The sequence below is a fragment of the Phocaeicola sp. RTP21198st1_B8_RTP21198_201120 genome, assembly GCF_040929485.1.
In the GTDB taxonomy this organism is placed as follows: Bacteria; Bacteroidota; Bacteroidia; order Bacteroidales; family Bacteroidaceae; genus Phocaeicola; species Phocaeicola dorei.
In genome coordinates this window covers 1-19,724 of sequence record NZ_JBCOCI010000089.1, presented here as the reverse complement: position 1 = coordinate 19,724, position 19,724 = coordinate 1, and the positions used below count along the sequence as shown (strand labels likewise).

The 19,724-nt window shown below is 46.4% G+C and carries 23 protein-coding genes and 2 pseudogenes; 23 read left to right on the top strand and 2 right to left on the bottom strand.

What is annotated here, in order from left to right; all coding sequences use genetic code 11:
* The 23 genes and pseudogenes from AB5935_RS20750 to AB5935_RS20640 form a co-directional block, all read left to right on the top strand.
* On the top strand, positions 1-238 hold a 238-nt coding region (locus AB5935_RS20750; protein ID WP_130054590.1), incomplete at its 5' end, for a cupin domain-containing protein.
* A gap of 1 nt (position 239) precedes the next feature.
* Positions 240-806: a flavodoxin gene (locus AB5935_RS20745; protein WP_008671726.1), complete on the top strand. Its 567-nt coding sequence runs from the start codon at positions 240-242 to the stop codon at positions 804-806.
* A gap of 4 nt (positions 807-810) precedes the next feature.
* On the top strand, positions 811-1,161 hold the full coding sequence (locus AB5935_RS20740; protein WP_007832651.1) for a hypothetical protein: 351 nt from the start codon (positions 811-813) through the stop codon (positions 1,159-1,161).
* On the top strand, positions 1,158-1,910 hold the full coding sequence (locus AB5935_RS20735) for an SDR family NAD(P)-dependent oxidoreductase (protein ID WP_008671722.1): 753 nt from the start codon (positions 1,158-1,160) through the stop codon (positions 1,908-1,910). The genes AB5935_RS20740 and AB5935_RS20735 overlap by 4 nt, the downstream gene beginning before the upstream one ends.
* A 25-nt stretch (positions 1,911-1,935) precedes the next feature.
* On the top strand, positions 1,936-3,099 hold the full coding sequence (locus AB5935_RS20730; protein ID WP_008671720.1) for an aldo/keto reductase: 1,164 nt from the start codon (positions 1,936-1,938) through the stop codon (positions 3,097-3,099).
* A gap of 94 nt (positions 3,100-3,193) precedes the next feature.
* Complete coding sequence (locus AB5935_RS20725) at positions 3,194-3,871, top strand: RibD family protein (RefSeq protein ID WP_008671716.1); 678 nt, start codon at positions 3,194-3,196, stop codon at positions 3,869-3,871.
* Between the two features lie 7 nt (positions 3,872-3,878).
* Positions 3,879-4,943 carry an alpha/beta hydrolase gene (locus tag AB5935_RS20720; protein WP_007854514.1) on the top strand — a complete coding sequence of 355 codons (1,065 nt, stop codon included), beginning with the start codon at positions 3,879-3,881 and terminating at the stop codon, positions 4,941-4,943.
* A gap of 12 nt (positions 4,944-4,955) precedes the next feature.
* Positions 4,956-5,867 carry an EamA family transporter gene (locus AB5935_RS20715; RefSeq protein ID WP_038610095.1) on the top strand — a complete coding sequence of 304 codons (912 nt, stop codon included), beginning with the start codon at positions 4,956-4,958 and terminating at the stop codon, positions 5,865-5,867.
* Entirely contained in the window at positions 5,860-7,095 is a 1,236-nt protein-coding gene (locus AB5935_RS20710) for a DUF418 domain-containing protein (protein ID WP_007846795.1), read from the top strand. The genes AB5935_RS20715 and AB5935_RS20710 overlap by 8 nt, the downstream gene beginning before the upstream one ends.
* A gap of 38 nt (positions 7,096-7,133) precedes the next feature.
* Complete coding sequence (locus AB5935_RS20705) at positions 7,134-8,150, top strand: aldo/keto reductase (RefSeq protein ID WP_008653236.1); 1,017 nt, start codon at positions 7,134-7,136, stop codon at positions 8,148-8,150.
* 144 nt (positions 8,151-8,294) lie between these two features.
* Complete coding sequence (locus tag AB5935_RS20700; protein WP_032933272.1) at positions 8,295-8,939, top strand: flavodoxin; 645 nt, start codon at positions 8,295-8,297, stop codon at positions 8,937-8,939.
* A complete protein-coding gene (locus AB5935_RS20695) occupies positions 8,926-9,738 on the top strand; it encodes a DUF6282 family protein (protein ID WP_032933044.1) in 813 nt (270 codons plus the stop codon). The genes AB5935_RS20700 and AB5935_RS20695 overlap by 14 nt, the downstream gene beginning before the upstream one ends.
* Positions 9,731-9,943, top strand: coding sequence for a hypothetical protein (locus tag AB5935_RS20690; protein WP_202187948.1), 213 nt, complete (start codon positions 9,731-9,733; stop codon positions 9,941-9,943). The genes AB5935_RS20695 and AB5935_RS20690 overlap by 8 nt, the downstream gene beginning before the upstream one ends.
* A 7-nt stretch (positions 9,944-9,950) precedes the next feature.
* On the top strand, positions 9,951-10,547 hold the full coding sequence (locus AB5935_RS20685; RefSeq protein WP_007846803.1) for a hypothetical protein: 597 nt from the start codon (positions 9,951-9,953) through the stop codon (positions 10,545-10,547).
* 73 nt (positions 10,548-10,620) lie between these two features.
* Positions 10,621-11,154, top strand: coding sequence for a flavodoxin family protein (locus tag AB5935_RS20680; protein WP_008671702.1), 534 nt, complete (start codon positions 10,621-10,623; stop codon positions 11,152-11,154).
* 97 nt (positions 11,155-11,251) lie between these two features.
* Positions 11,252-11,890, top strand: a complete 639-nt coding sequence (locus AB5935_RS20675) for a flavodoxin (RefSeq protein WP_007832672.1) — start codon at positions 11,252-11,254, stop codon at positions 11,888-11,890.
* Between the two features lie 12 nt (positions 11,891-11,902).
* Positions 11,903-13,003: a flavodoxin gene (locus AB5935_RS20670; protein ID WP_007846807.1), complete on the top strand. Its 1,101-nt coding sequence runs from the start codon at positions 11,903-11,905 to the stop codon at positions 13,001-13,003.
* 86 nt (positions 13,004-13,089) lie between these two features.
* Complete coding sequence (locus AB5935_RS20665) at positions 13,090-13,290, top strand: twin-arginine translocase TatA/TatE family subunit (protein ID WP_008671696.1); 201 nt, start codon at positions 13,090-13,092, stop codon at positions 13,288-13,290.
* Between the two features lie 3 nt (positions 13,291-13,293).
* Positions 13,294-13,779 carry a twin-arginine translocase subunit TatC gene (gene tatC, locus AB5935_RS20660; RefSeq protein ID WP_008671694.1) on the top strand — a complete coding sequence of 162 codons (486 nt, stop codon included), beginning with the start codon at positions 13,294-13,296 and terminating at the stop codon, positions 13,777-13,779.
* A gap of 133 nt (positions 13,780-13,912) precedes the next feature.
* The gene (locus tag AB5935_RS20655) at positions 13,913-14,818 is read left to right on the top strand and encodes an RteC domain-containing protein (protein WP_007846809.1); all 906 of its coding nucleotides are present in this window, start codon (positions 13,913-13,915) and stop codon (positions 14,816-14,818) included.
* Positions 14,819-15,176: 358 nt separating this feature from the next.
* Positions 15,177-15,464, top strand: coding sequence for a hypothetical protein (locus tag AB5935_RS20650; RefSeq protein ID WP_007854535.1), 288 nt, complete (start codon positions 15,177-15,179; stop codon positions 15,462-15,464).
* A gap of 39 nt (positions 15,465-15,503) precedes the next feature.
* Positions 15,504-16,498 (top strand): annotated as a pseudogene (locus AB5935_RS20645) (fusion protein).
* 82 nt (positions 16,499-16,580) lie between these two features.
* Positions 16,581-17,831: pseudogene (locus tag AB5935_RS20640) on the top strand (ParB/RepB/Spo0J family partition protein); the annotation flags it as partial.
* A gap of 918 nt (positions 17,832-18,749) precedes the next feature.
* On the opposite strand, the gene AB5935_RS20635 reads toward AB5935_RS20640, so the two are convergent.
* On the bottom strand, positions 18,750-19,196 hold the full coding sequence (locus AB5935_RS20635; protein ID WP_007846819.1) for a hypothetical protein: 447 nt from the start codon (positions 19,194-19,196) through the stop codon (positions 18,750-18,752).
* Positions 19,197-19,198: 2 nt separating this feature from the next.
* Complete coding sequence (locus AB5935_RS20630; RefSeq protein ID WP_007846820.1) at positions 19,199-19,423, bottom strand: hypothetical protein; 225 nt, start codon at positions 19,421-19,423, stop codon at positions 19,199-19,201.
* Between the last annotated feature and the right edge of the window lie 301 nt (positions 19,424-19,724).

The following is a 19,724-nucleotide window of genomic DNA, read 5'->3' as shown; positions in this document are numbered from 1 at the left end:
AGGCGGCGGTCAGACACTCGTATGCGTGGGCGGTCGCGGCTACTATCAGGAGTGGGGCAAAGAGCCGGTGGAACTACGTTCCGGGGATGCTATCAATATTCCCGCAGGCGTGAAACATTGGCACGGGGCGGCACCTGACAGCTGGTTCTCGCATTTGGCCATCGGAGTGCCCGGTGAGAACAACAGTACCGAATGGCTGGAACCTGTCGGTGATGAAGAATATTCTAAATTAAAATGACATGAAACAGATAGTATTGATACTTATGAGCCTACTTACTTTCAGTAACCCGTCGAAAGCACAAAAACAAACAGCAGATACCGACAGGCCGTCCGACAAGAAAGTCCTTGTAGCCTATTTCTCCTGTACGGGGACCACAGAGAAAGTGGCAACCGCTATCGCAAAAGAGACTGGCGGTAAACTTCACCGGATTACTCCGGCTACGGCCTACACTTCGGCAGATCTCGACTGGAACGACAAGGCGAGCCGCAGTTCGGTGGAGATGGCAGACGACAAATCACGTCCTGCGTTGGGCGGAGAAACGATTGAACTGAAAGATTACGACGTGGTGTTCCTCGGTTATCCGATATGGTGGGACTTGTGTCCGCGTCCGGTCAATACTTTTCTTGAGAAATATGATTTCGCGGGTAAAACCGTTATTCCTTTTGCCACTTCGGGTGGCAGTTCAATCACGGGTAGCGTGAAACAACTCAAGAGACTCTACCCCAAAATCGAATGGGAAGAAGGCCGGTTGTGTAATAGAAGTACGAAACAAGTTGGAGATTGGGCCAAACAAGCAATCGAATAAGCCAATGGAAGAGTTGCGAATCGACTGCCTGCACCAGACGGAAGAAGAACTGGGCGTGGTAAAAGAACTGCGGCAAAATATCTTCCGGCTGAATCATACGATGCCGGATACGGAAGAATATCGTGAATTATTACACAAGGTTTTTCCGCATTTCGGAGAGAATTGTCGAATCGAATACGATCGTTGTAGGAAATCCAGCCAAGTTAATCAGGAGAATATAGATTATGGATTTTTCGGAAAAAGTCATTTTAACAAAGTGAACTTCATAACAAAATCTTTTGAGCCTCGCAGCAAAGTCGTTGCGGGGCTCTCTTTTTACCTTTGTTGGCAGAATATTAAAACAAAAGAATCATGAAAACAATGAATGAGAAAGTAACAATGGTAACGGGGGCAGCGGCAGGTATCGGGCTGGTCTCGGCAGAAGCATTTGCAAAAGCGGGTGCAACCGTAGTATTGGTGGACATCAATGAGCCGAAAGAACAAGCCGAGAAGTTGGTTTCAGAAGGGTATAAAGCCGTGGCATATCGCTGCGACGTGTCCGATACACGGGCTGTAAAGGAGATGATTGACTGGATCGTTGCGACTTACGGCAGGCTGGACGCTGCATTGAACAATGCTGGGATACAGACCCCGCAACGGCCGATGGCCGAGATTACCGACGAGGAGTTCGACCGCACGGTAGCCGTCGATCTGAAAGGTGTATGGAACTGTATGCGTTACGAGATTATCCAGATGCTGAAACAAGGCGGTGGTGCCATTGTCAATACCTCGTCTCAAGGCGGTGTTACGGGGTTCCCCGGACAAGCGGCCTATATCGCCTGCAAGCATGCGGTAATCGGGCTTACACGTACAGCCGCCATTGATTACTCGGCAAAGGGGATTCGTATCAATGCCGTCTGTCCGGGTGTGATCCGAACACCTATGGCCGAAGAACTGATACGGCGTAACCCCGATCTGGAAAAGGAACTGGTCCGAGATATTCCTGCCGGACGTCTCGGTAAACCGGAAGAGATTGCCGATGCCGTATTGTGGCTCTGCTCGCCGCAGGCAAGTTTCGTAGACGGACACGCCCTTTTAGTGGACGGGGCATTTTCCATTCATTAAGTTATAATTCATAAAACATAAAATCATGGAAGAAAACAATAAAATGGATATCAGCCGTCGTGGATTTCTCAAGACGGCTGCATTGGCAGGAGCCGCAATGGCCATGCCTTCGGGATTGGGCAAAGTATTCGCTTCAGAAGCGAAACAAGCGGAAACATCCGATGTGGATACCGATGCAGCCCGTATCAAGGGACATCGTGTATTGGGTACGGGCAAGGCAGCATTCGAGGTGTCGGCACTCGGCTTCGGTGTGATGGGTATGACTTACAACCGCAGCCAACACCCGGATAAGAAAGAGTGTATCCGATTGTTGCATGAAGCGGTGGATCGCGGTGTAACGCTCTTCGACACAGCTATCATTTACGGACCGTTGACCAACGAGAACTTGGCAGGAGAAGCGCTGTCCGAATTCAAGGGACGGATTAACGTAACGACCAAATTCGGGCATGAAGTCATCGACGGCAAAGGAACCGGTCGTCAGGATAGCCGTCCGGCAACCATCCGTCGCTATTGCGAGGAGTCGCTTCGTCGATTGAGACTCGAATCACTGCCGATGTTCTACCAGCACCGTGCCGACCCGAACACTCCGGCCGAGGAGGTAGCTGCTACCATTGCCGACTTGATCAAGGAAGGTAAAGTGCAACGCTGGGGTATGTGCGAGGTCAGTGCCGAAACAATCCGTAAGGCCCACGCCATTTGTCCGCTGACGGCTATCCAAAGCGAGTACCATCTGATGCACCGCCTGGTGGAAGAGAACGGCGTTCTCGATGTATGCCGGGAGTTGGGTATCGGCTTTGTACCATACAGTCCGATTAACCGTGGCTTTTTGGGAGGCTGCATCAACGAATACACGGTCTTCGATGTGAACAACGACAACCGTCAGACCTTGCCGCGTTTCCAGCCGGAAGCGATGCGTGCGAATACCCGCATTGTAAATGCGTTGCAAGCTTTCGGGCGCACACGGGGCATGACCTCGGCACAAGTGGCTCTTGGCTGGTTGCTTCAGAAAGCACCGTGGATCGTACTGATTCCGGGAACGACAAAACTGTCTCATCTGGAGGAAAACCTGCGCACACTCGACTTCAACATCAGCTCCGGGGATTGGAAAGAGCTGGAGGATACCGTGGCTGCTATTCCCGTTGTGGGAGACCGGTACAATGCGGAACAGCAACGTCAGGTAGGCCGATAAGGAATCAGTAAATAAGGTAGTATAATCCGTAATTTGTCTACCGGCAGAGCGGAGAAGCTGCCTTACTTTTGCATTATAAATAAAAACCAAGAATATGAGACCATATATAATCAGTCACATGATGACTTCGGTCGACGGTTGCATCGACTGCCCGATGGTCGGGCAACTGAGTACGGATGAGTATTACATAGCTTTGGAAAAACTGGGGCCTTGCTCGAAACTGTCAGGACGGATAACTACCGCACTCGAATGTTCCGCCGTCAAAGAAGAAAGTACCCCGATGGAGGGAACTCCGATAGGTCATAAATCCGTATATGTCGCCAATAAATCGGACGAATATACGATCATTGTCGATACCTATGGGAAACTGCGTTGGCAGGAGGGTGAAGCTGACGGGCATCCTCTACTTTGTATTGTCAGTGAACGGGTGTCCGAGGAATATCTGGAAACGCTGCGCACATTGGGTATTTCATGGATTGCGGCCGGTGCGGAACGCATTGACTTGCCGCAAGCTATGGAGCTGCTTCACGAACATTTCGGCGTTGAACGCTTGGCGATTGTCGGGGGCGGACATATCTGCGGCAGTTTCCTGGAGGCCGGACTGATTGACGAAGTGAGTATTATGGTAGCTCCGGGTATTGACGGGCGTAAGGGACAGACGGCGGTTTTCGATGGAATCTCTCGTATGGAATGTAACCCGTACAAACTGAAATTAGAGAGTGTGGAACAATGGGAAACAGATATTGTCTGGCTCCGCTATAAAGTAAAATAATACGGCTATGAAGTTACAAGCAATCGCCATACTGACGTTCCTGACCTTTGCGAATGTCATGGCACAAGAAACGACAACAACAAAATATATAAATTCAACCGGTATGGAACCATTGGAATTGACACAGGAATGGGATAAGACCTTTCTGCAGAGTGATAAGGTGGAACATACGAAAATCACGTTTCACAACCGTTACGGCATCACGCTTGCCGCAGACCTTTACAAGCCGAAAAATACGCAAGGACGTCTGGTAGCCATTGCAGTCAGTGGCCCTTACGGTGCGGTGAAAGAACAAGTGTCAGGCCGTTATGCCCAGACACTTGCCGAACGAGGTTTTCTGACTATCGCTTTTGACCCTTCCTATTACGGCGAAAGCGGCGGTACGCCTCGCTATCTTACGTCACCCGAAATCAGCACGGAGGATTTCAGTGCGGCGGTCGATTATCTGACATCCCGTGCGGACGTCAATCCGGAACGTATCGGAATCTTAGGTATTTGCGGTTGGGGCGGGTTTGCACTTAATGCTGCGGCCAATGACCCTCGTATCAAAGCGACGGTAACATCTACTATGTATGATATGAGCCGGGTAAATGCCAACGGGTATTTCGACGCCATGAGTGCCGATGACCGCTATAAGTTGCGCGAGCAACTCAACGCACAGCGTACCGAGGATTATCGTGATGACAGCTATGCACGCGACGGTGGCGTACTCGACCCCGTGACGGATGATACTCCGCAATTCGTCAAGGAGTATCACGACTACTACAAGACGGAACGAGGCTATCATCGCCGTTCCCCGAACTCCAACGAGGGAATCACGAAAACCAGCGTATTGTCATTCATCAATATGCCGCTGCTCACCTATATTAGCGAAATCCGCAGTGCTGTGTTGATGATTCATGGAGAAAAAGCTCATTCCCGCTATTTCAGTGAGGATGCCTACAAGCGGCTGACGGGGAGTAACAAGGAACTGTTGATTATTCCCGGAGCCAACCATGTCGATTTATACGACAAGATTGATGTGATACCGTTCGACAAGATAGACGGGTTCTTCAAGAATGCGTTGAAATAAAATATAAAAATAATGCCGAAAAAACTTGCCATCCTATTCGCTTATTTCCTGATTTATGTAGTTTGGGGGTCCACTTACTATTTTATCGGGGTGGCTTTACACGGCTTTCCGACTTTCCTTCTCAGTGTATTGCGCTTCTCTACGGCAGGATTGATACTGCTTGTGATATGTGCATGTCGTGGAGAACGGGTCTTTACCCCAAGGCTTGTAGGCAGGTCGGCTGTGAGCGGAATCATCCTGCTGTTCATCGATATGGCGGTAGTGATGCTGGCCCAGCGATATGTCAGCAGCAGCCTGGTGGCTGTGGTGGCCTCCTTTACCGCTATCTGGATTATGGCACTCGATGCTCCGATGTGGAAATATACCTTTCGGAGCAAATGTATCCTTGCCGGTATTTTGATGGGATTTGCAGGAGTAGGGTTATTGTATGCCGAGCAACTGGAAATGACGGTAACCGTACACGATCATAGTGAATATGGTATTTTACTACTTGTAACCGGTTGTATTTCCTGGGCATTGGGAACACTTTATACAAAATACCGTTCATCAGACACAGAACCTGCAAACGCGTTTGCAGGTTCCGCCTGGCAAATGCTTTTTGCCGACATGATGTTCTGGATATGTACATTGGGGAACGGGGAGTTCTCTCCTACGGGATTCAGTACGGTCCCTCTATACGCCTGGTTGTCATTGGCCTATCTGATACTGTTCGGCTCGCTGATGGCTTATTCCGCTTACGTATGGCTGCTGAAGATCCGCCCGACAACGGAAGTGGGCACCCATGCCTACGTGAATCCTGTGGTGGCTGTCGTTATCGGTGGCGGGCTGGGCGGGGAACAGATTACAGGCATACAGTTGCTCGGGCTTGTAATCATACTGGGAAGCGTCATGTTGGTTAACAAAAAAGAAAGAATCAATGAATAAGGAAATGGATATAAAAGACATGGTACCCGTGAAGACATCGGAACGCCATGTCATCCTCGATGCTCTAAGAGGATTTGCATTGCTGGGAATCTGCCTTGCCAACTTTCCGGAATTTTCGCTTTATACCTTTCAAAAATTGAGAATAACGGAGGCCATGCCTACGGCAGAAATAGACAAGGTAGTCCGCTTTCTTCAATACCTTTTTGTAGACGGTAAGTTCTACACCATATTCTCGCTGCTGTTCGGTATCGGATTCTCAATCATAATTAGCAACGCGGCTAAAAAGGGAACGGACGGATTCCGTATCTTTTATCGGCGGATGATTGTTCTGGCCACCATCGGTTTTCTGCATTTGATGTTTATCTGGAGCGGAGACATCTTGCTGTTGTATGCCTTATTGGGCATGCTGCTCCCTCTTTTCCGGCATGTTTCGGACAGAGTGTTGCTGGGGACTTCCGCAGTCCTATTGCTACTTCCTATTCCGATTGATTGGCTGGCCGGTACATTCGGAGTGTCCCTGTCGGCTCCCGCAGTGCGAATGCAACAGCACTATTGCAATTTATATGGCATAACGGAATATAACTTCGGAATCTGGCTGCGTAATGCGGAAAGCTACGGAGAGGTCTTTCAATTTCTGATACAGGGTGCATGGGTACGCTTGCAGGAATTCATCGACAGCAACCGCTATTTTAAGGTATTGGGATTGTTCTTATTGGGCTTCTACATTGGGCGCAAGCAAATATACGCCAATCTTGAGGCAAATCGGATGCTACTGAAAAAAACGGTGACATACGGTTTTCTACTGGGACTTCCCTTGTCCATTCTCTATGCCTGGAGTACGGTAAACGGGCATCCTTTCGGGACAGCTGCACACACCGCCATCTATACGGCAAGTGTCTATCCTTCAGGTTTTGCATATGTTTCCGCTATCTGTCTCCTTTACCTGCATGGTAGAGAGTGGCGCTTGTGGCGTTGTCTTGCCGCTCCGGGGAGAATGGCACTGACCAATTACGTAGGACAGTCGGTATGGGGCATGGTTCTCTTCTACGGTATCGGCTTCGGACTGGGGGCCGGCATTGGATTGACAGGAACAGAATCCATAGCTTTCTACGTCTTTCTTGTCCAGATGGCATTCAGTGTCCTATGGCTCTCCTATTTCCGCTTCGGGCCTCTGGAATGGGGCTGGCGGATGCTGACTTATGGGAAATGGCTAAAAATAAGGAAATAAAGTAATTCAATAATAATCTCACTCTAAAATATAACAATATGGATAATAGAAAATTAGGACAGCTGGAAGTATCTCCGATAGGAATGGGATGTATGGGATTCAGCCACGGTTACGGACAAGTGCCGCCCGAAGCGTATGCCATAGAAGCCATCCGCAAGGCATACGACTACGGCTGCACGCATTTCGATACGGCGGAAGCCTATGGCAAGGAACAATTCTACGCCGGGCATAACGAGGAGTTGGTGGGTAAAGCTATCGAGCCGTTCCGTAAGGAAGTGGTACTCGCCACCAAATTTCATATTGGTGAACTCCCGCAACCGGACGAGACGAGTCTCTACCGGGAGATGCGTCGGCATCTCGAAGATTCCATGAGCAGACTTCGCACGGATTATATCGACCTGTATTACCTGCATCGCATCAATGAGACGGTCCGGCTTGAAGATGTGGCAACCGTCATGGGACGGCTTGTTAAGGAAGGACTGATACGCGGTTGGGGACTGTCGCAAGTATCGGCCAACCAGATACGGACGGCGCATGAGATTACTCCTTTGTCTGCCGTCCAGAACATCTATTCGATGGTGGAACGCGATTGCGAAACGGAGATTTTCCCGGTGTGCCTTGAAAAAGGAATCGGAGTCGTACCGTTCTCGCCGATTGCAAGCGGGTTCCTTTCGGGTAAGGTAACGGCACAGGAGCAGTTCGGCTTCGATGACGTGCGGAAATTCGTTCCCCAACTGTCGAAAGAGAATATCGAGGCCAACCGGCCTATACTCGATTTGCTGCATCGGTTCGCCGTGGAGAAAAATGCGACCAACGCCCAGATATCGCTTGCGTGGATGCTCCATAAATATCCCAATGTCGTACCTATTCCCGGTTCCAAGAACCAGGAAAGGATTCTGGAGAATCTGGGGGCTTGGAACGTCACGCTTTCCGGTGATGAGTTCCGGCAGTTACAATCAGCATTGGATGAATGTAAGGTACACGGACATCGTGGGTGCGTGGAAACGGAACAGACGAGTTTTGGTAAACAATGGAGTGAAGAAACAGCTAAGTGAATTAAGCCACATTCAGTCCGGTACTGAATAATCAAGAAAAAAGGTAGTGAACTTCCTGACAAAACAAATTGAGCCTCGCAGCAAAGACGTTGCGGGGCTTTGCTTTTACCTTTACATCAAATGAATAACTTAAAAATAACAGATATGAAAACGAAACTTTTATTTCTCTTTGCATGGCTTATGTTAGCCATTACGGGCTGTTCCGCGGGCGAACCTCAAACGGAAGAATCGACAACACCTCCGGTTGAAAAAACGGAAGAGCCAGTCGAACCTTCCGGGGACAAAAAAGTGCTGATTGTCTATTTCTCCCATACGGGTAATACCCGGACGATTGCCGGATACATCCATGACACGGTAAAGAGCGACCTTGTGGAAATTCAAACGGCCGATACTTATACCGATGATTATGATACTTTGCTGGCACAAATCCGGGAAGAAGTGGCATCCGGATATTGCCCGCCTTTGACAACGAATATCGAAAACCTCTCTTCGTATGACGTGATATTCATCGGTTATCCTATCTGGGTGGAAACTGCCGCACCTCCCATCCGCACGTTTCTCACAACACATGACCTCGCGGGAAAAACCGTCGTTCCGTTCTGCACGAGCGGGACCAGCTCTGCCGAGGCAAGCTACCGGCTTGTCCGTTCCTTTTGCCCGCAATCAACTGTATTGGAGGGCATACAGATTCGTCGGGGAACGTATGATACGGCTTATGAACGGGTTATCGCATGGTTGCAGGAAATAGGTATTGTCGAACTGAATAACGAAGGAAATGATGAAAAATAAACAAGATCTGTCACGCCGTGACTTTATCCGTAACTCTGTGATGGCGGGAGGAGCCGTACTGCTTTCCGGTGTATTGCCATCACATGCGCAGACACCGATATTCTCTGCCGCTGAAAATTCGGATTCGCCCGAAGCCGATGAACTGCTGCGTGGTGTCAGTGACATTCATCTGCACGCCGCTCCGGATTCCAAAGCCCGTTTGGGAAATGAATTGGAGTTTGCCCGCGCGGCACGTGATGCCGGCTACAAATCCATGCTGTTCAAGTCCAACGATTTCAGTTGTCATGACCGGGCTTATCTGATTCGTCAGGAGTTACAGGGATTCGAGGTGTTCGGAAGCCTGTGTATGAACCGGGTACACGGGGATAAAGTAAATGTATTTGCTGCGGAAAAAGCCGTAACCACAACCGGCAATCTTTGTCGTTGTATCTGGATGCCGACACAGGATGCCGTTTACCAGAACATCCGCTATCACGGCAAGAAAGAGGGTGTGCCCGTCGTGGACGATAACGGGCGTGTGCTGTCTGAAGTCGTGCGAGTCATGGAGATATGTGCCGAGGCGAATATCATTTTCGCAACGGGGCACTCTTCGCCCGAGGAGAGCATCACGCTGGCTCGGAAAGCCCGTGAGGTGGGTGTGAGAAAGTGTGTCGTGACTCATGCCAATTCCGGTATCTGGAAAATGACGCACGACCAGATTAAACGGTGTATCGACCTCGGCGCGTGGATGGAATACAGCTACATTACCAATTTGTGGGGACCGGGTAACGGGACTGCCCGATTTCGAGCGGATGAGTGATAAAGAATTTGCGGACTTTGCCCGTATTGCCCCGCAGCGGAGTATCATAACGACCGACCTCGGTCAGGTGGGGATGCCTCACCCTGTGGATGGGATGCGCCGCTGTATTCTTGCGTTGCTGGAAAACGGGCTTGCACAGAAGCAGATGGATTTTATGGTACGTAGCAATCCCGCCCAACTTGTCGGACTTTCTGTATCTGAATAAACTTTATATGGAAACAGAACAGCATATTTATTTTTTCGAGTCAATAGATACGGTATCTCAAGCCTGTCATCTTTTTTCCAATCATACGCTGGTATATCTATACAGCGGGCGGTTGTATTTGCGGAACCAGTGCGGCGAGACGCTGAATATCGAAAGGGGCGACAGTGCCTTCATCGGACGTGACAGCTATTCGCACATCTATGCCGAGCCGGAATTGCACGAGCCTTGTCGGGTTCTGTTCTTCTCTCTTCCGCGAGAGTTCTTGTGCGAGTTTTATCATACTCTGTCTCTATCCGACTGCAAATCATCGACTATGGAACTCTCGGCCCTGCACCGTCTGTCATCCACTTCCGAAACGGAGAGCCTTTTCCGGTCATGGATACCTTACATGCGGGAGGGGCAGGAAATTCCTGAAACGGTGCTGCGATTGAAAATGACAGAAGCGGTTTATGCCCTGCTGAATACGGATAAGCGGTACATTCCCACACTGTTCGATTTCGCCGGAAAATGCCGGATGGACATGTTCGATTTGCTGAACAAACCGATGACGAAAGAGATTAAATGGCGGGAATTACAATCTGAGCCTGACAGCAAATTAAATTGACCTTTATAACAAAGCCCAAGATTTGCAGTTGCCGTAATTTTGCAATGTAGATCAATTAAATAGAATAAACGATATGTATAAGAAAAGTTTTTTGTCACTTATGATTATGCTACTGCTGGCGACGACATCGTGCAGCAGTGAAGAACCGGCGGCGATAGAGCCGGGAAGAACCATTTCAGGGGATGCGGGAAAGACCCTGATCGTCTATTTTTCATGGGGAGGCAATACCCGGACAGTCGCCAATCATATCCACGACCTTATAGGTGGCGACATCGTGGAAGTGGAAATGGTCGTTCCCTATCCAGATACTTATGAAGAGGTGACGCAGATCGCACCGGGAGAGCTGGAGAGCGATTACTGTCCCGAGTTGAAAACAAAGGTGGAGAATATGGACGAGTACGACACGCTGATTGTCGGGACGCCTATCTGGGGAGGACACCTTACATCGGCGATGAAAAGTTTCCTGGCCGGTTATGACCTGTCGGGCAAATACATCGCCCCGTTCTGCACGCATGGCGGTAGCGGCACGGCTCAAAGCGTCAGCGACATCCGTTCGGTATGCCCCAATTCGACAATACTCGGAAGTCTGGCCGTATATGGCAGCTAGGCGGAAAATTCACGCGGCGATGTGGAGAAATGGCTCGAACAAATAGGTATTCTTAAAAACAACTGACATTGAATCATTTAATTAAATTATAAGCGTTATGAAAAAGTACCTGTATTTTTTGTTTGCCGCTTTTGTAGCGGTGGGATTGAGCGCCTGCTCTCCCGATGAAGACGAACCGTACGCACCTGATACCGAGGTGCCGACACCGACTCCCGATCCTGACCCGACATCGGGAAAAACGCTCATTGTGTATTACAGCTTTACAAATAATGTGCATACCATCGTCAGCGATTTGCAGACGCAGATAGAAGCCGATGTGGTACGGGTCGAACCTGCCGAAGAGGGGCTCGACTATGCGGCCAATAACTACGCAATAGGTAGTGCGCTGATTCAGGCAATCCGGAATAATCCGAATGATGCGGCATCCTATCCGGAAATCAAACCCGTGGAGGTGAATATCGCCGATTACGACCGGATTATCGTAGGCGCACCTCTTTGGTGGAGTAATATGGCAGCTCCCTTACAAACATTCCTGTTCCAATATGGTAGTCTGATGGAGGGTAAGAGCATCGGACTGATCGTATCCAGTTCCAGCAGCGGTATCAGTGGTGTCGAGTCTGATGCCCGACGGCTCATTCCGGGTGGCGACTTCCTCGAACCGAGCCTGTGGATACGTTCAGGCCAAACGTCCAACTGCCACTCAATGATTGCCGACTGGCTGAGTCAAATCAATTAAAAAAGCAAGATTATGAAACGGTTATTTATATCTTTATTGCTGCTCGTTCCGGTAATGACTTTTGCCGGATGTGGCGCAGGGGATGACAGTTCAGAAATTGATATCCCCGAAGTTCCCAATGATCCGGGAAACGACGATGATGATAACGACAATCCGGGAACGGTTACCCCCGGAAACGGAAAGATTCTGATTGCCTGGTTCAGCCGTTGGGGGAATACGAACTATGCGGCGGATGTGGATGCCACGACTGGGGCAAGCATCCTTGTAGATAAGGGAACGCGTCGTGGTACGACCGAAATGGTCGCCCGCTATATCCAAACGGCTGTGGGCGGAGACCTGCATCTGATAGAGACTTCGGAACCCTATCCGACGGAGTTCGACGATGTGCGCGACCAGAACCATGCGGAGCAGGCTGCCGGAACACTTCCCGCACTTAAAAACCGCATTGAGAATATGGACCAATACGATATTGTCTTTATCGGCTACCCGAACTGGGCATTGGATGTTCCGCAAGCAATACGTTCGTTCCTGTCCTCTTATGACCTCTCCGGCAAAACAGTCGTTCCGTTCTGTACGCATGACGGATACGGAGCCGGCCGCACCTATAATTCCGTCAAAGAGGAAGCTACTGGTGCGAATGTGTTGGAAGGCATTGCTATTGAGGCAACAGACGTACCTTCCGCCGAATCGCAAGTACAGGACTGGCTTGAACGAATCGGTATCGAACGGGAAGAGCCGCAGGGTGCGTCGGTTCGTATTACTGCCGGAGGGCATACGTTTACCGGGGAATGGCTCGACACCCCGTTAGCTGACGAAATCCGGGGTATGTTTCCTCTGACTGCGACTTTGGGACGCTATGGAGGCCGTGAATATTACGGTTCTATGCCCCGGCGGCCGACTAATACCGAAGAGGGGCAGCTTCGTTTCGAAAACGGTGACATCACTTATTGTCCTTCCAATAACACGATTGCCATCTTTTATGCCAAAGCAGATGACCCTGACATGGGGCAACTGACCATGCGGATTATTCCGATAGGGAAAGTTACTTCGGATTTGATGGTTTTCGATGAGATGGACAGCCGTCTAGAATTTACATTCGACAATATACAATAACAGGAGAAGATGATCCGGAATGAGCTAATTATGTCTGCCTTCCGGGTCATTTTTATTAAAAGTAAAATAAACAAATAAAAGCTATGATGGTAACACCACTATTTATCGGCGGTATCGGCATGCAGGAAGTACTGCTGATCGTATTGGTTGTATTGCTGTTCTTTGGCGGCAAGAAGATTCCTGAACTGATGAAAGGAATCGGCAAAGGCGTTCGCTCTTTCAAGGAAGGGATGAACAATGTAGAAAAAGAGATAGACGAAATAAAGGACATAGAACAAAAAGGATAACTGATGGCTACTGAAGCGAATACACAATCTTTTTGGGAACATCTGGACGTGTTGCGGGCGGCAATTATAAAAATTGTCGCCGTAGCCGTCGTGTTCGGTATCGTGGTTTTCTTTTTCAAAGAACAGTTATTTGGCGTTGTACTCGTACCGAAGGATGACGGTTTTATTACCTATCAGCTGCTCAACCGGATGGCTGCATGGGCAGGAGGTGCAATGAAATCATTTTCCGTTCGACTTATTAATACAGGGTTAGCGCGGCAATTCATCATCCACATGAAGACGGCCCTATGTGCTGGCGTGCTGTGTGCTTCGCCATATATTCTTTATCAGTTATTCCGTTTTGTCTCTCCCACATTATACGATAACGAACGGCGATATATCACGCAGACAGTCGGAGTCAGCTCTGTGATGTTTGGATTTGGGGGGCAGCTACTTTCTGATCTTTCCACAGACTTTTCGCTTTTTGTAAACATATCAGGTAAGTGGTGAGGTGGATAATTTGATTGTGTGCAATTCGTATATCTTAACACTTTTAATGATGTGCCTTGCGATGAACATTGTCTTTGAGATCCCGATACTCTCATGATTGTTTGCGAAGTTAGTTTTTCTTTCGGTAGATTTTATGCGCCGTTATTGGAAACAGGCAGTCGTGATTATCTTTATGGTTGTTGCTGTTATTACGCCGACAATGGATAATTTTATTAATAATCTCGAAAAAGAGATTGAAAAGAAATTGAAGACAATCGAATCTGCGGATTTGAATATCATGAAGAAATCTCTTGAAACCTCACAAATATTAGTTAATGCTTTTCAAAAGGTAAAAGAATTTATTGGTTCCTATACATTCAAGGATGAAGCGGAAGAAATAGATTTCTTTAAAGAAATAAAACCTCGTTTGTTCTACCGATTGCTTTCTTATTGTAAGATTTATAATATAGAAATGAATCGTCCGGTAGGAGTAGATTCACAGCGGGCTTATCTGATTGATGAAATCAAGGCTATCAACCGTTATAACGCAAAACGTTCGGATTTTGTACATTATTACCGTTCAGGCTTGACACACCTTGATTCAATTTATTATTTACGAGGACGTATTGACACGGCTCTTTATTTGGAATTGTTCTATTACGAACGTGAACCGATGTTTTCTACTAATTGCGATTTCAAGTTTGCTAGGCTGAAAGCTAACGAGATGTTGATGGTATATCTGAATAAGGAACTCGAAGCATTGGAAAATCGCCAGTTAGAGCAGTCTTTACCTCGTGTCCGTATCACATGGGTTGCGACAAAAACAGAACTTTACGAGCAAATCTACGCATGGGATAGCCGTAAAGTCTTTGGTGATATTCCTTTGGCAAAACTTTTTGACTATATCCAGACCGTTTTTAATATTGAATTGGACTCTAACCATTCACGCACATTCAGCGATATGCGTATCCGTAACAATAAGACATCTTTCTTGGATTCATTGAAAGAAGCATTAACCAAACGGATGCAAAGCTGGACACAAGGGCATAAAAAGAAATAATAACCTAAGACTTTAGATCGAGTAGGTCTGGGTATTTCAGTCCAAACCTCTCATATAACCATATGTGAAAATTTCTCTTTATACAACTACTCTCATCCAAACGGTTTTAATCGGTTGGGCTTAACACCCACCATGTTGTGAATAGTCATATACTGATTGAGACGATAGCAATCCTCTCGAATCTTGCCATATTTTCTTATCTCTTTTTCCTCAAATAACAATTTCCTCATTTTTATTACCTCGTCATGACTTCCCCTTGCATGGTTCAGGGTGCGAAGCTACAGTCGGGGCCTCTAAAAATCTGCCTCCTGAAACGAGCAAGGTGAAGCCACCGACAAAGCATAAAAAAGTCAATGTTATGAAAAAGAGAACAGAAATACAGCAAGATTTGAAACGAGGCTTCGGCTCCATTCCAATCGGCATAAAAATTTTGGTGAAGTGGTTACTGGTCGGTTTCGTTGCGTATGTGGCGGTGCGTTTCGTGTGTGCCTTCGTTGGTGGTATGGTGACGAGTTTAGGCGGTATTCTGCCCACGTTGGCGGTTTTGGCGGTAGTGGTTTTCCTCATCCGTTTAAGTATGGCGCATCTTTTCCACTGTCCTTACCCTTTTTCATTCTTCTCTTTTTCATCATCCTTTTTTGCGTGATACTCTGAACCGAAATATTAATCATTAAAACAATTCATTATGAACAAAGTACATTTATTGGGAGCGAACAGAAGCTATGACAGAGACGAACAGACCGTTTCAGTCAATCAAGTGGTAATGCTGGAAGGTTACAGCTACGACAGCTATGTAGTGTATGAAGTAAGCCGCATCCAGTAGGGAATAACCTATCATCTTATCAATTTGCGGACGTACGAATTTCATACTTCCGATCTTATCCGACCTTTGTCGGAAAAATTCGGGATAGGCATGTATTATGACGATGCGAACCCCAAGTTTTTAGATCTGTTGGAAACGGCTGCCCTGCTTACCAAAGCGAGGGAGAAGAAAGCGGAGAAAGAACGGCAGAGGAACGAACACACCGCAAAAATCGGAGCGGAACGCTTGCGCCTCCTTATCCCTTCGAATGCAAAAGCCGTCATTTTGTCGGTGAACTACGGGTGAGCGAGTGTGACAGCTATACGGACTACCACGACTACCGTATAGAGAGAGCCGTGATTTTAGGCTTTTCCACCCATACACGAAACCTCTTTTCCGAAATGCGTAAATATGCCGCCAATTTTGAGGGAACGGCTTATTTGGCAGAGAATGACAAGGAATACGAACACCGTGAAAATTACAGCATGGGGGGCGGTATGTATTTGGAACGCAACAAGTATAGCGGTTGGACGATTTCAAAAAGAACGGATTTACGACCTTGAAAAGTTTATAGAACGATACACCCACACTGCAGGGGACGAAGCCAACATTTATCTGAAAGCACCTCTAAAGGAAAGCGCAGCGAAACAGCCGACAACATTCGCAGATCTTTCAACGCTCAATCTTGAAACCGTGGAATACAGCGAAAAGGTGATAGGCGTATTCGGGGACACCAAGCTGATAAAAGATGTCTTGAAAGGCTTGAACGATCTGTTTTCTGTACGAACTTCATCTACAACGGTGAAAGGTGTGCGGGATGGATATACAGCAGGAAGCAGAAAGTACGTGAGACACTCGCAATGTATGCCAACGCATAGGGACGAAAAAGGCAGGGCGGTTTGTTCCACCCTACCTATCAAAATTAATTCAATCAATATCAACCCATTAAAATTTATAGTTATGAAAACGAACAAGAATGCACGGAAGAACAACAAAGTTCAGAAATTAGAGAAAGAAACGGCAGTGAAAGTAACCGCTTTGGCAATCATCCCCAAACCGATGATATTACTTTAACCGCAAAACGTACCCACAACTGCCGAAGCGGTGGGGCAAACCATGCCCAAGACACCGCTTGCAACGGCAACGGCTGAAATAGACCTTGATATCACAGCCGTACACCCAAGTGCGGATAATCACCGCAAGACGTTCAATGACACATCCTTGCAGGAACTTGCGGACAGCATTCGGGAAATGGGGTCTTACAAACCATTGCCGTACGTCCACGCACGGCAGGCGGTTACGAAATCATCTACGGCGAACGCCACTACCGTGCCTCACTGCTTGCAGGAGCAAAGACAATAAAGGCAACCATATACGACCATATAACAGACGATGAAGCGGAGGACATGTCACTAAGCGAGAACTTACAGCGTGAGCAGGTACGCCCCACCGAGGAAGCGAAAGCCTTCAAACGCCTGCTTGAAAAGGGCAGACACGATATGTACTCACTCGTCAGCCGCTTCGGATGGAGCGAGAAGTATATCTATACACGTTTGAAACTGAACGAATTGTATGAACCTATCGGTGAACTGCTGGATAACGGGACAATCACCGTCAGCGTTGGCTGAGGAAATAAGTACCTATGAAGCCAATATCCAAAAGGACGTGTACGAGAACCACCTGAAGCAGGGCAATAGGGACGATTGGAACGGTTACACGCTCAATCTGTTCAAGAAACATTCTGAGAAATACTACACAACCGACCTTGAACAATACAAGTTCGACAAGACGGAATGCAAGGCGTGTGCACACAACGCAGCCAACTACAACCTTTTTGCCGAACATAATGGGTGCAGACATTGTACCAAATGTCTGGGGGTCAAGAACGCAGCACATGTGGCAAAAGAAACGGAGAAACTATTGAAATCCGACCCGAAGCTGGTGATTGCCCGACCCTATTACGGAAGTCGAAACGACACGGCACTCCAAAAATTGGACAAGAAAGGGCATGAAATCAAGGAACTCGACTATAACGTATCGGCAAGGGAATTTCCCAAAGCACCCGAAGCACCGCAAAAGGAGCAGCTCTCCGAACCGACAGAATATGAACAAGCGGTACAGACCTTTGAATAGAAAAACGAGGAATACGCCCAAAAAGTGGAAGAACTTAACCGTAGAAAGGAAGAGGGCAGGATAAAGACGTACGTCAGAGCCCAATGTATAAGTGAATTAGGATTGCTTATATAATGAAATTGCTCTACTATTTGCAATTGTGATAAACGGTTATGTAGTTCATTTATCTTTTTGAGGTAAAAGCTATTTCCCGTAACTAATCCATCTTTCCAGCCTGAATTTGCAAAAAGATCAATCATATGTGAGTTAACCAATTTATCCTTCAAATCTTTATAGTAGATATAGTCTTTTTTTGTATTCTGTATTGTTCATAATAGTTTGCCAAATCTTTAGGAAGAATATTTAATTGTTCAATCATTTTGTTGGCACTGCTCAGCAAACTTTTCTTTTGTCACCATTCACTATAAATATCACTTGTTTCTTTATATGTTGACTTTTTCTTATTCTGATTTCTTTGGGCCTCTTCTAACTCGTATTGGACCAATATTTTTAATCCTGATGAATCTTCTATAGCTTGCAAAAAAACAAACAATTCCTTTTGGATACTTTTTTTATTCGCGTTATAGTCTTTTAGTAAAAACACATATTGATAAGTATGGTATGTTTTTTCGCTTTCTTTTTTTTAATCAACATTTTATATAAATCACTAACTTGAAAGTATTTTTGTGTCAGTAAAGTAATTTCATGGTTATTTTTTCCATAATCTATTGCATTTTTTTTCTATATCTTCTACAATTGACTTGTATTTATTCATGAACTCTTTTCCTTTTTCCTGTCCAAATAAGAAATCTGATAAACTGGAACTTTTTGTTGTGTCAAGTTCTTTGCCCCGTGAAAATGATTGAATTATTTTTGCATAATCTTTTGATGCTTTATCTTTATCGGTGAGGTCAAGAGGGAGTATTTTATTTTTATAGAGTACTTTGTGAAAATAAGAAATGCGTTACCATTCTTTAAAAACCAAATCTTTTTCCTCCATGTATTCAATAATATCATCTAATGGAATGATACATTCGTCATCTTGAAAATCGATGGCATAAAGAGGCTTCGACATGGGGCAGAATCATCTTGTTCAATAGTCAGCCCTGCTTGTACAATAAAAGGGCGTGTGGCTTTAGAAGTGCTTTCAAGATAGGCACTTACTGTAACAAATTGTCCGTTGGCTATTTCTATATTAACAAATGCATATCCATAATCTAAAGATTTGCCAGGCGACCGCAAAACGAGACCATCAGGTTCTCGTCTGTCTTTGACTGGTATGGTTGCGGAACGGAAAACGGAAGAACCAACAAATATAAGTTGCAGTAAATCGGCTATAATACTTTTGCCAGAATCACTATCACCAATAAAATCAGTACAATAGGGATGAAAAATGTAATCATTCTTTTGATGGTGTATGATACCAATGGTAGACAGACTGTAAATACGAGGATATTTCTTCATGTTTATTCTTCTTTAAGCCATTCGTCTATGTGATTAATATAATCTGCAAATTTACGAGTAATACGTTGAAATTCAGGGAGATTAGTAAAATCGTCTTCTTTCAAATTTATCCATCTCAGCTTATGGAAATTTTTGAATGTGTGTTGTACTTCTTGATCAATACGGATATCATTTGTTTTAGTAAAACGTTCTTTGGAGCCTTTTGTTTTGATCAGCAAATGTTGCACATGCTTTTAAGGTCGGGCATATCCATACGGATTAGAGCTACAAACTTTTTTACAGAAATTAGTTCCATGTTATGATCGATATAATAAGCTTTGTATAGTAATAAGGCAATAAGAATATCTTCTTTGGGTAAAGGTGACCGCTCGATGGAATAATTACTTCTTAATACAGGATGGTAGAGCGCGAAATAATAATGTTCGTTTTCACTACCAGCAGGAATAATAGTTATACCTCAAATCCGCAACTAAGCCCTTGAACGTCCTTATTGCGTTTACACGTCCTCTCATTACTGAATTTGCAGAT

Coding starts and splice junctions, on each gene's coding strand:
- AB5935_RS20745 (WP_008671726.1), top strand. CDS start 240: ATGAAACAGATAGTATTGATACTTATGAGCCTACTTACTTTCAGTAAC.
- AB5935_RS20740 (WP_007832651.1), top strand. CDS start 811: ATGGAAGAGTTGCGAATCGACTGCCTGCACCAGACGGAAGAAGAACTG.
- AB5935_RS20735 (WP_008671722.1), top strand. CDS start 1,158: ATGAAAACAATGAATGAGAAAGTAACAATGGTAACGGGGGCAGCGGCA.
- AB5935_RS20730 (WP_008671720.1), top strand. CDS start 1,936: ATGGAAGAAAACAATAAAATGGATATCAGCCGTCGTGGATTTCTCAAG.
- AB5935_RS20725 (WP_008671716.1), top strand. CDS start 3,194: ATGAGACCATATATAATCAGTCACATGATGACTTCGGTCGACGGTTGC.
- AB5935_RS20720 (WP_007854514.1), top strand. CDS start 3,879: ATGAAGTTACAAGCAATCGCCATACTGACGTTCCTGACCTTTGCGAAT.
- AB5935_RS20715 (WP_038610095.1), top strand. CDS start 4,956: ATGCCGAAAAAACTTGCCATCCTATTCGCTTATTTCCTGATTTATGTA.
- AB5935_RS20710 (WP_007846795.1), top strand. CDS start 5,860: ATGAATAAGGAAATGGATATAAAAGACATGGTACCCGTGAAGACATCG.
- AB5935_RS20705 (WP_008653236.1), top strand. CDS start 7,134: ATGGATAATAGAAAATTAGGACAGCTGGAAGTATCTCCGATAGGAATG.
- AB5935_RS20700 (WP_032933272.1), top strand. CDS start 8,295: ATGAAAACGAAACTTTTATTTCTCTTTGCATGGCTTATGTTAGCCATT.
- AB5935_RS20695 (WP_032933044.1), top strand. CDS start 8,926: ATGATGAAAAATAAACAAGATCTGTCACGCCGTGACTTTATCCGTAAC.
- AB5935_RS20690 (WP_202187948.1), top strand. CDS start 9,731: ATGAGTGATAAAGAATTTGCGGACTTTGCCCGTATTGCCCCGCAGCGG.
- AB5935_RS20685 (WP_007846803.1), top strand. CDS start 9,951: ATGGAAACAGAACAGCATATTTATTTTTTCGAGTCAATAGATACGGTA.
- AB5935_RS20680 (WP_008671702.1), top strand. CDS start 10,621: ATGTATAAGAAAAGTTTTTTGTCACTTATGATTATGCTACTGCTGGCG.
- AB5935_RS20675 (WP_007832672.1), top strand. CDS start 11,252: ATGAAAAAGTACCTGTATTTTTTGTTTGCCGCTTTTGTAGCGGTGGGA.
- AB5935_RS20670 (WP_007846807.1), top strand. CDS start 11,903: ATGAAACGGTTATTTATATCTTTATTGCTGCTCGTTCCGGTAATGACT.
- AB5935_RS20665 (WP_008671696.1), top strand. CDS start 13,090: ATGGTAACACCACTATTTATCGGCGGTATCGGCATGCAGGAAGTACTG.
- tatC (WP_008671694.1), top strand. CDS start 13,294: ATGGCTACTGAAGCGAATACACAATCTTTTTGGGAACATCTGGACGTG.
- AB5935_RS20655 (WP_007846809.1), top strand. CDS start 13,913: ATGCGCCGTTATTGGAAACAGGCAGTCGTGATTATCTTTATGGTTGTT.
- AB5935_RS20650 (WP_007854535.1), top strand. CDS start 15,177: ATGAAAAAGAGAACAGAAATACAGCAAGATTTGAAACGAGGCTTCGGC.
- AB5935_RS20635 (WP_007846819.1), bottom strand. CDS start 19,196: ATGAAGAAATATCCTCGTATTTACAGTCTGTCTACCATTGGTATCATA.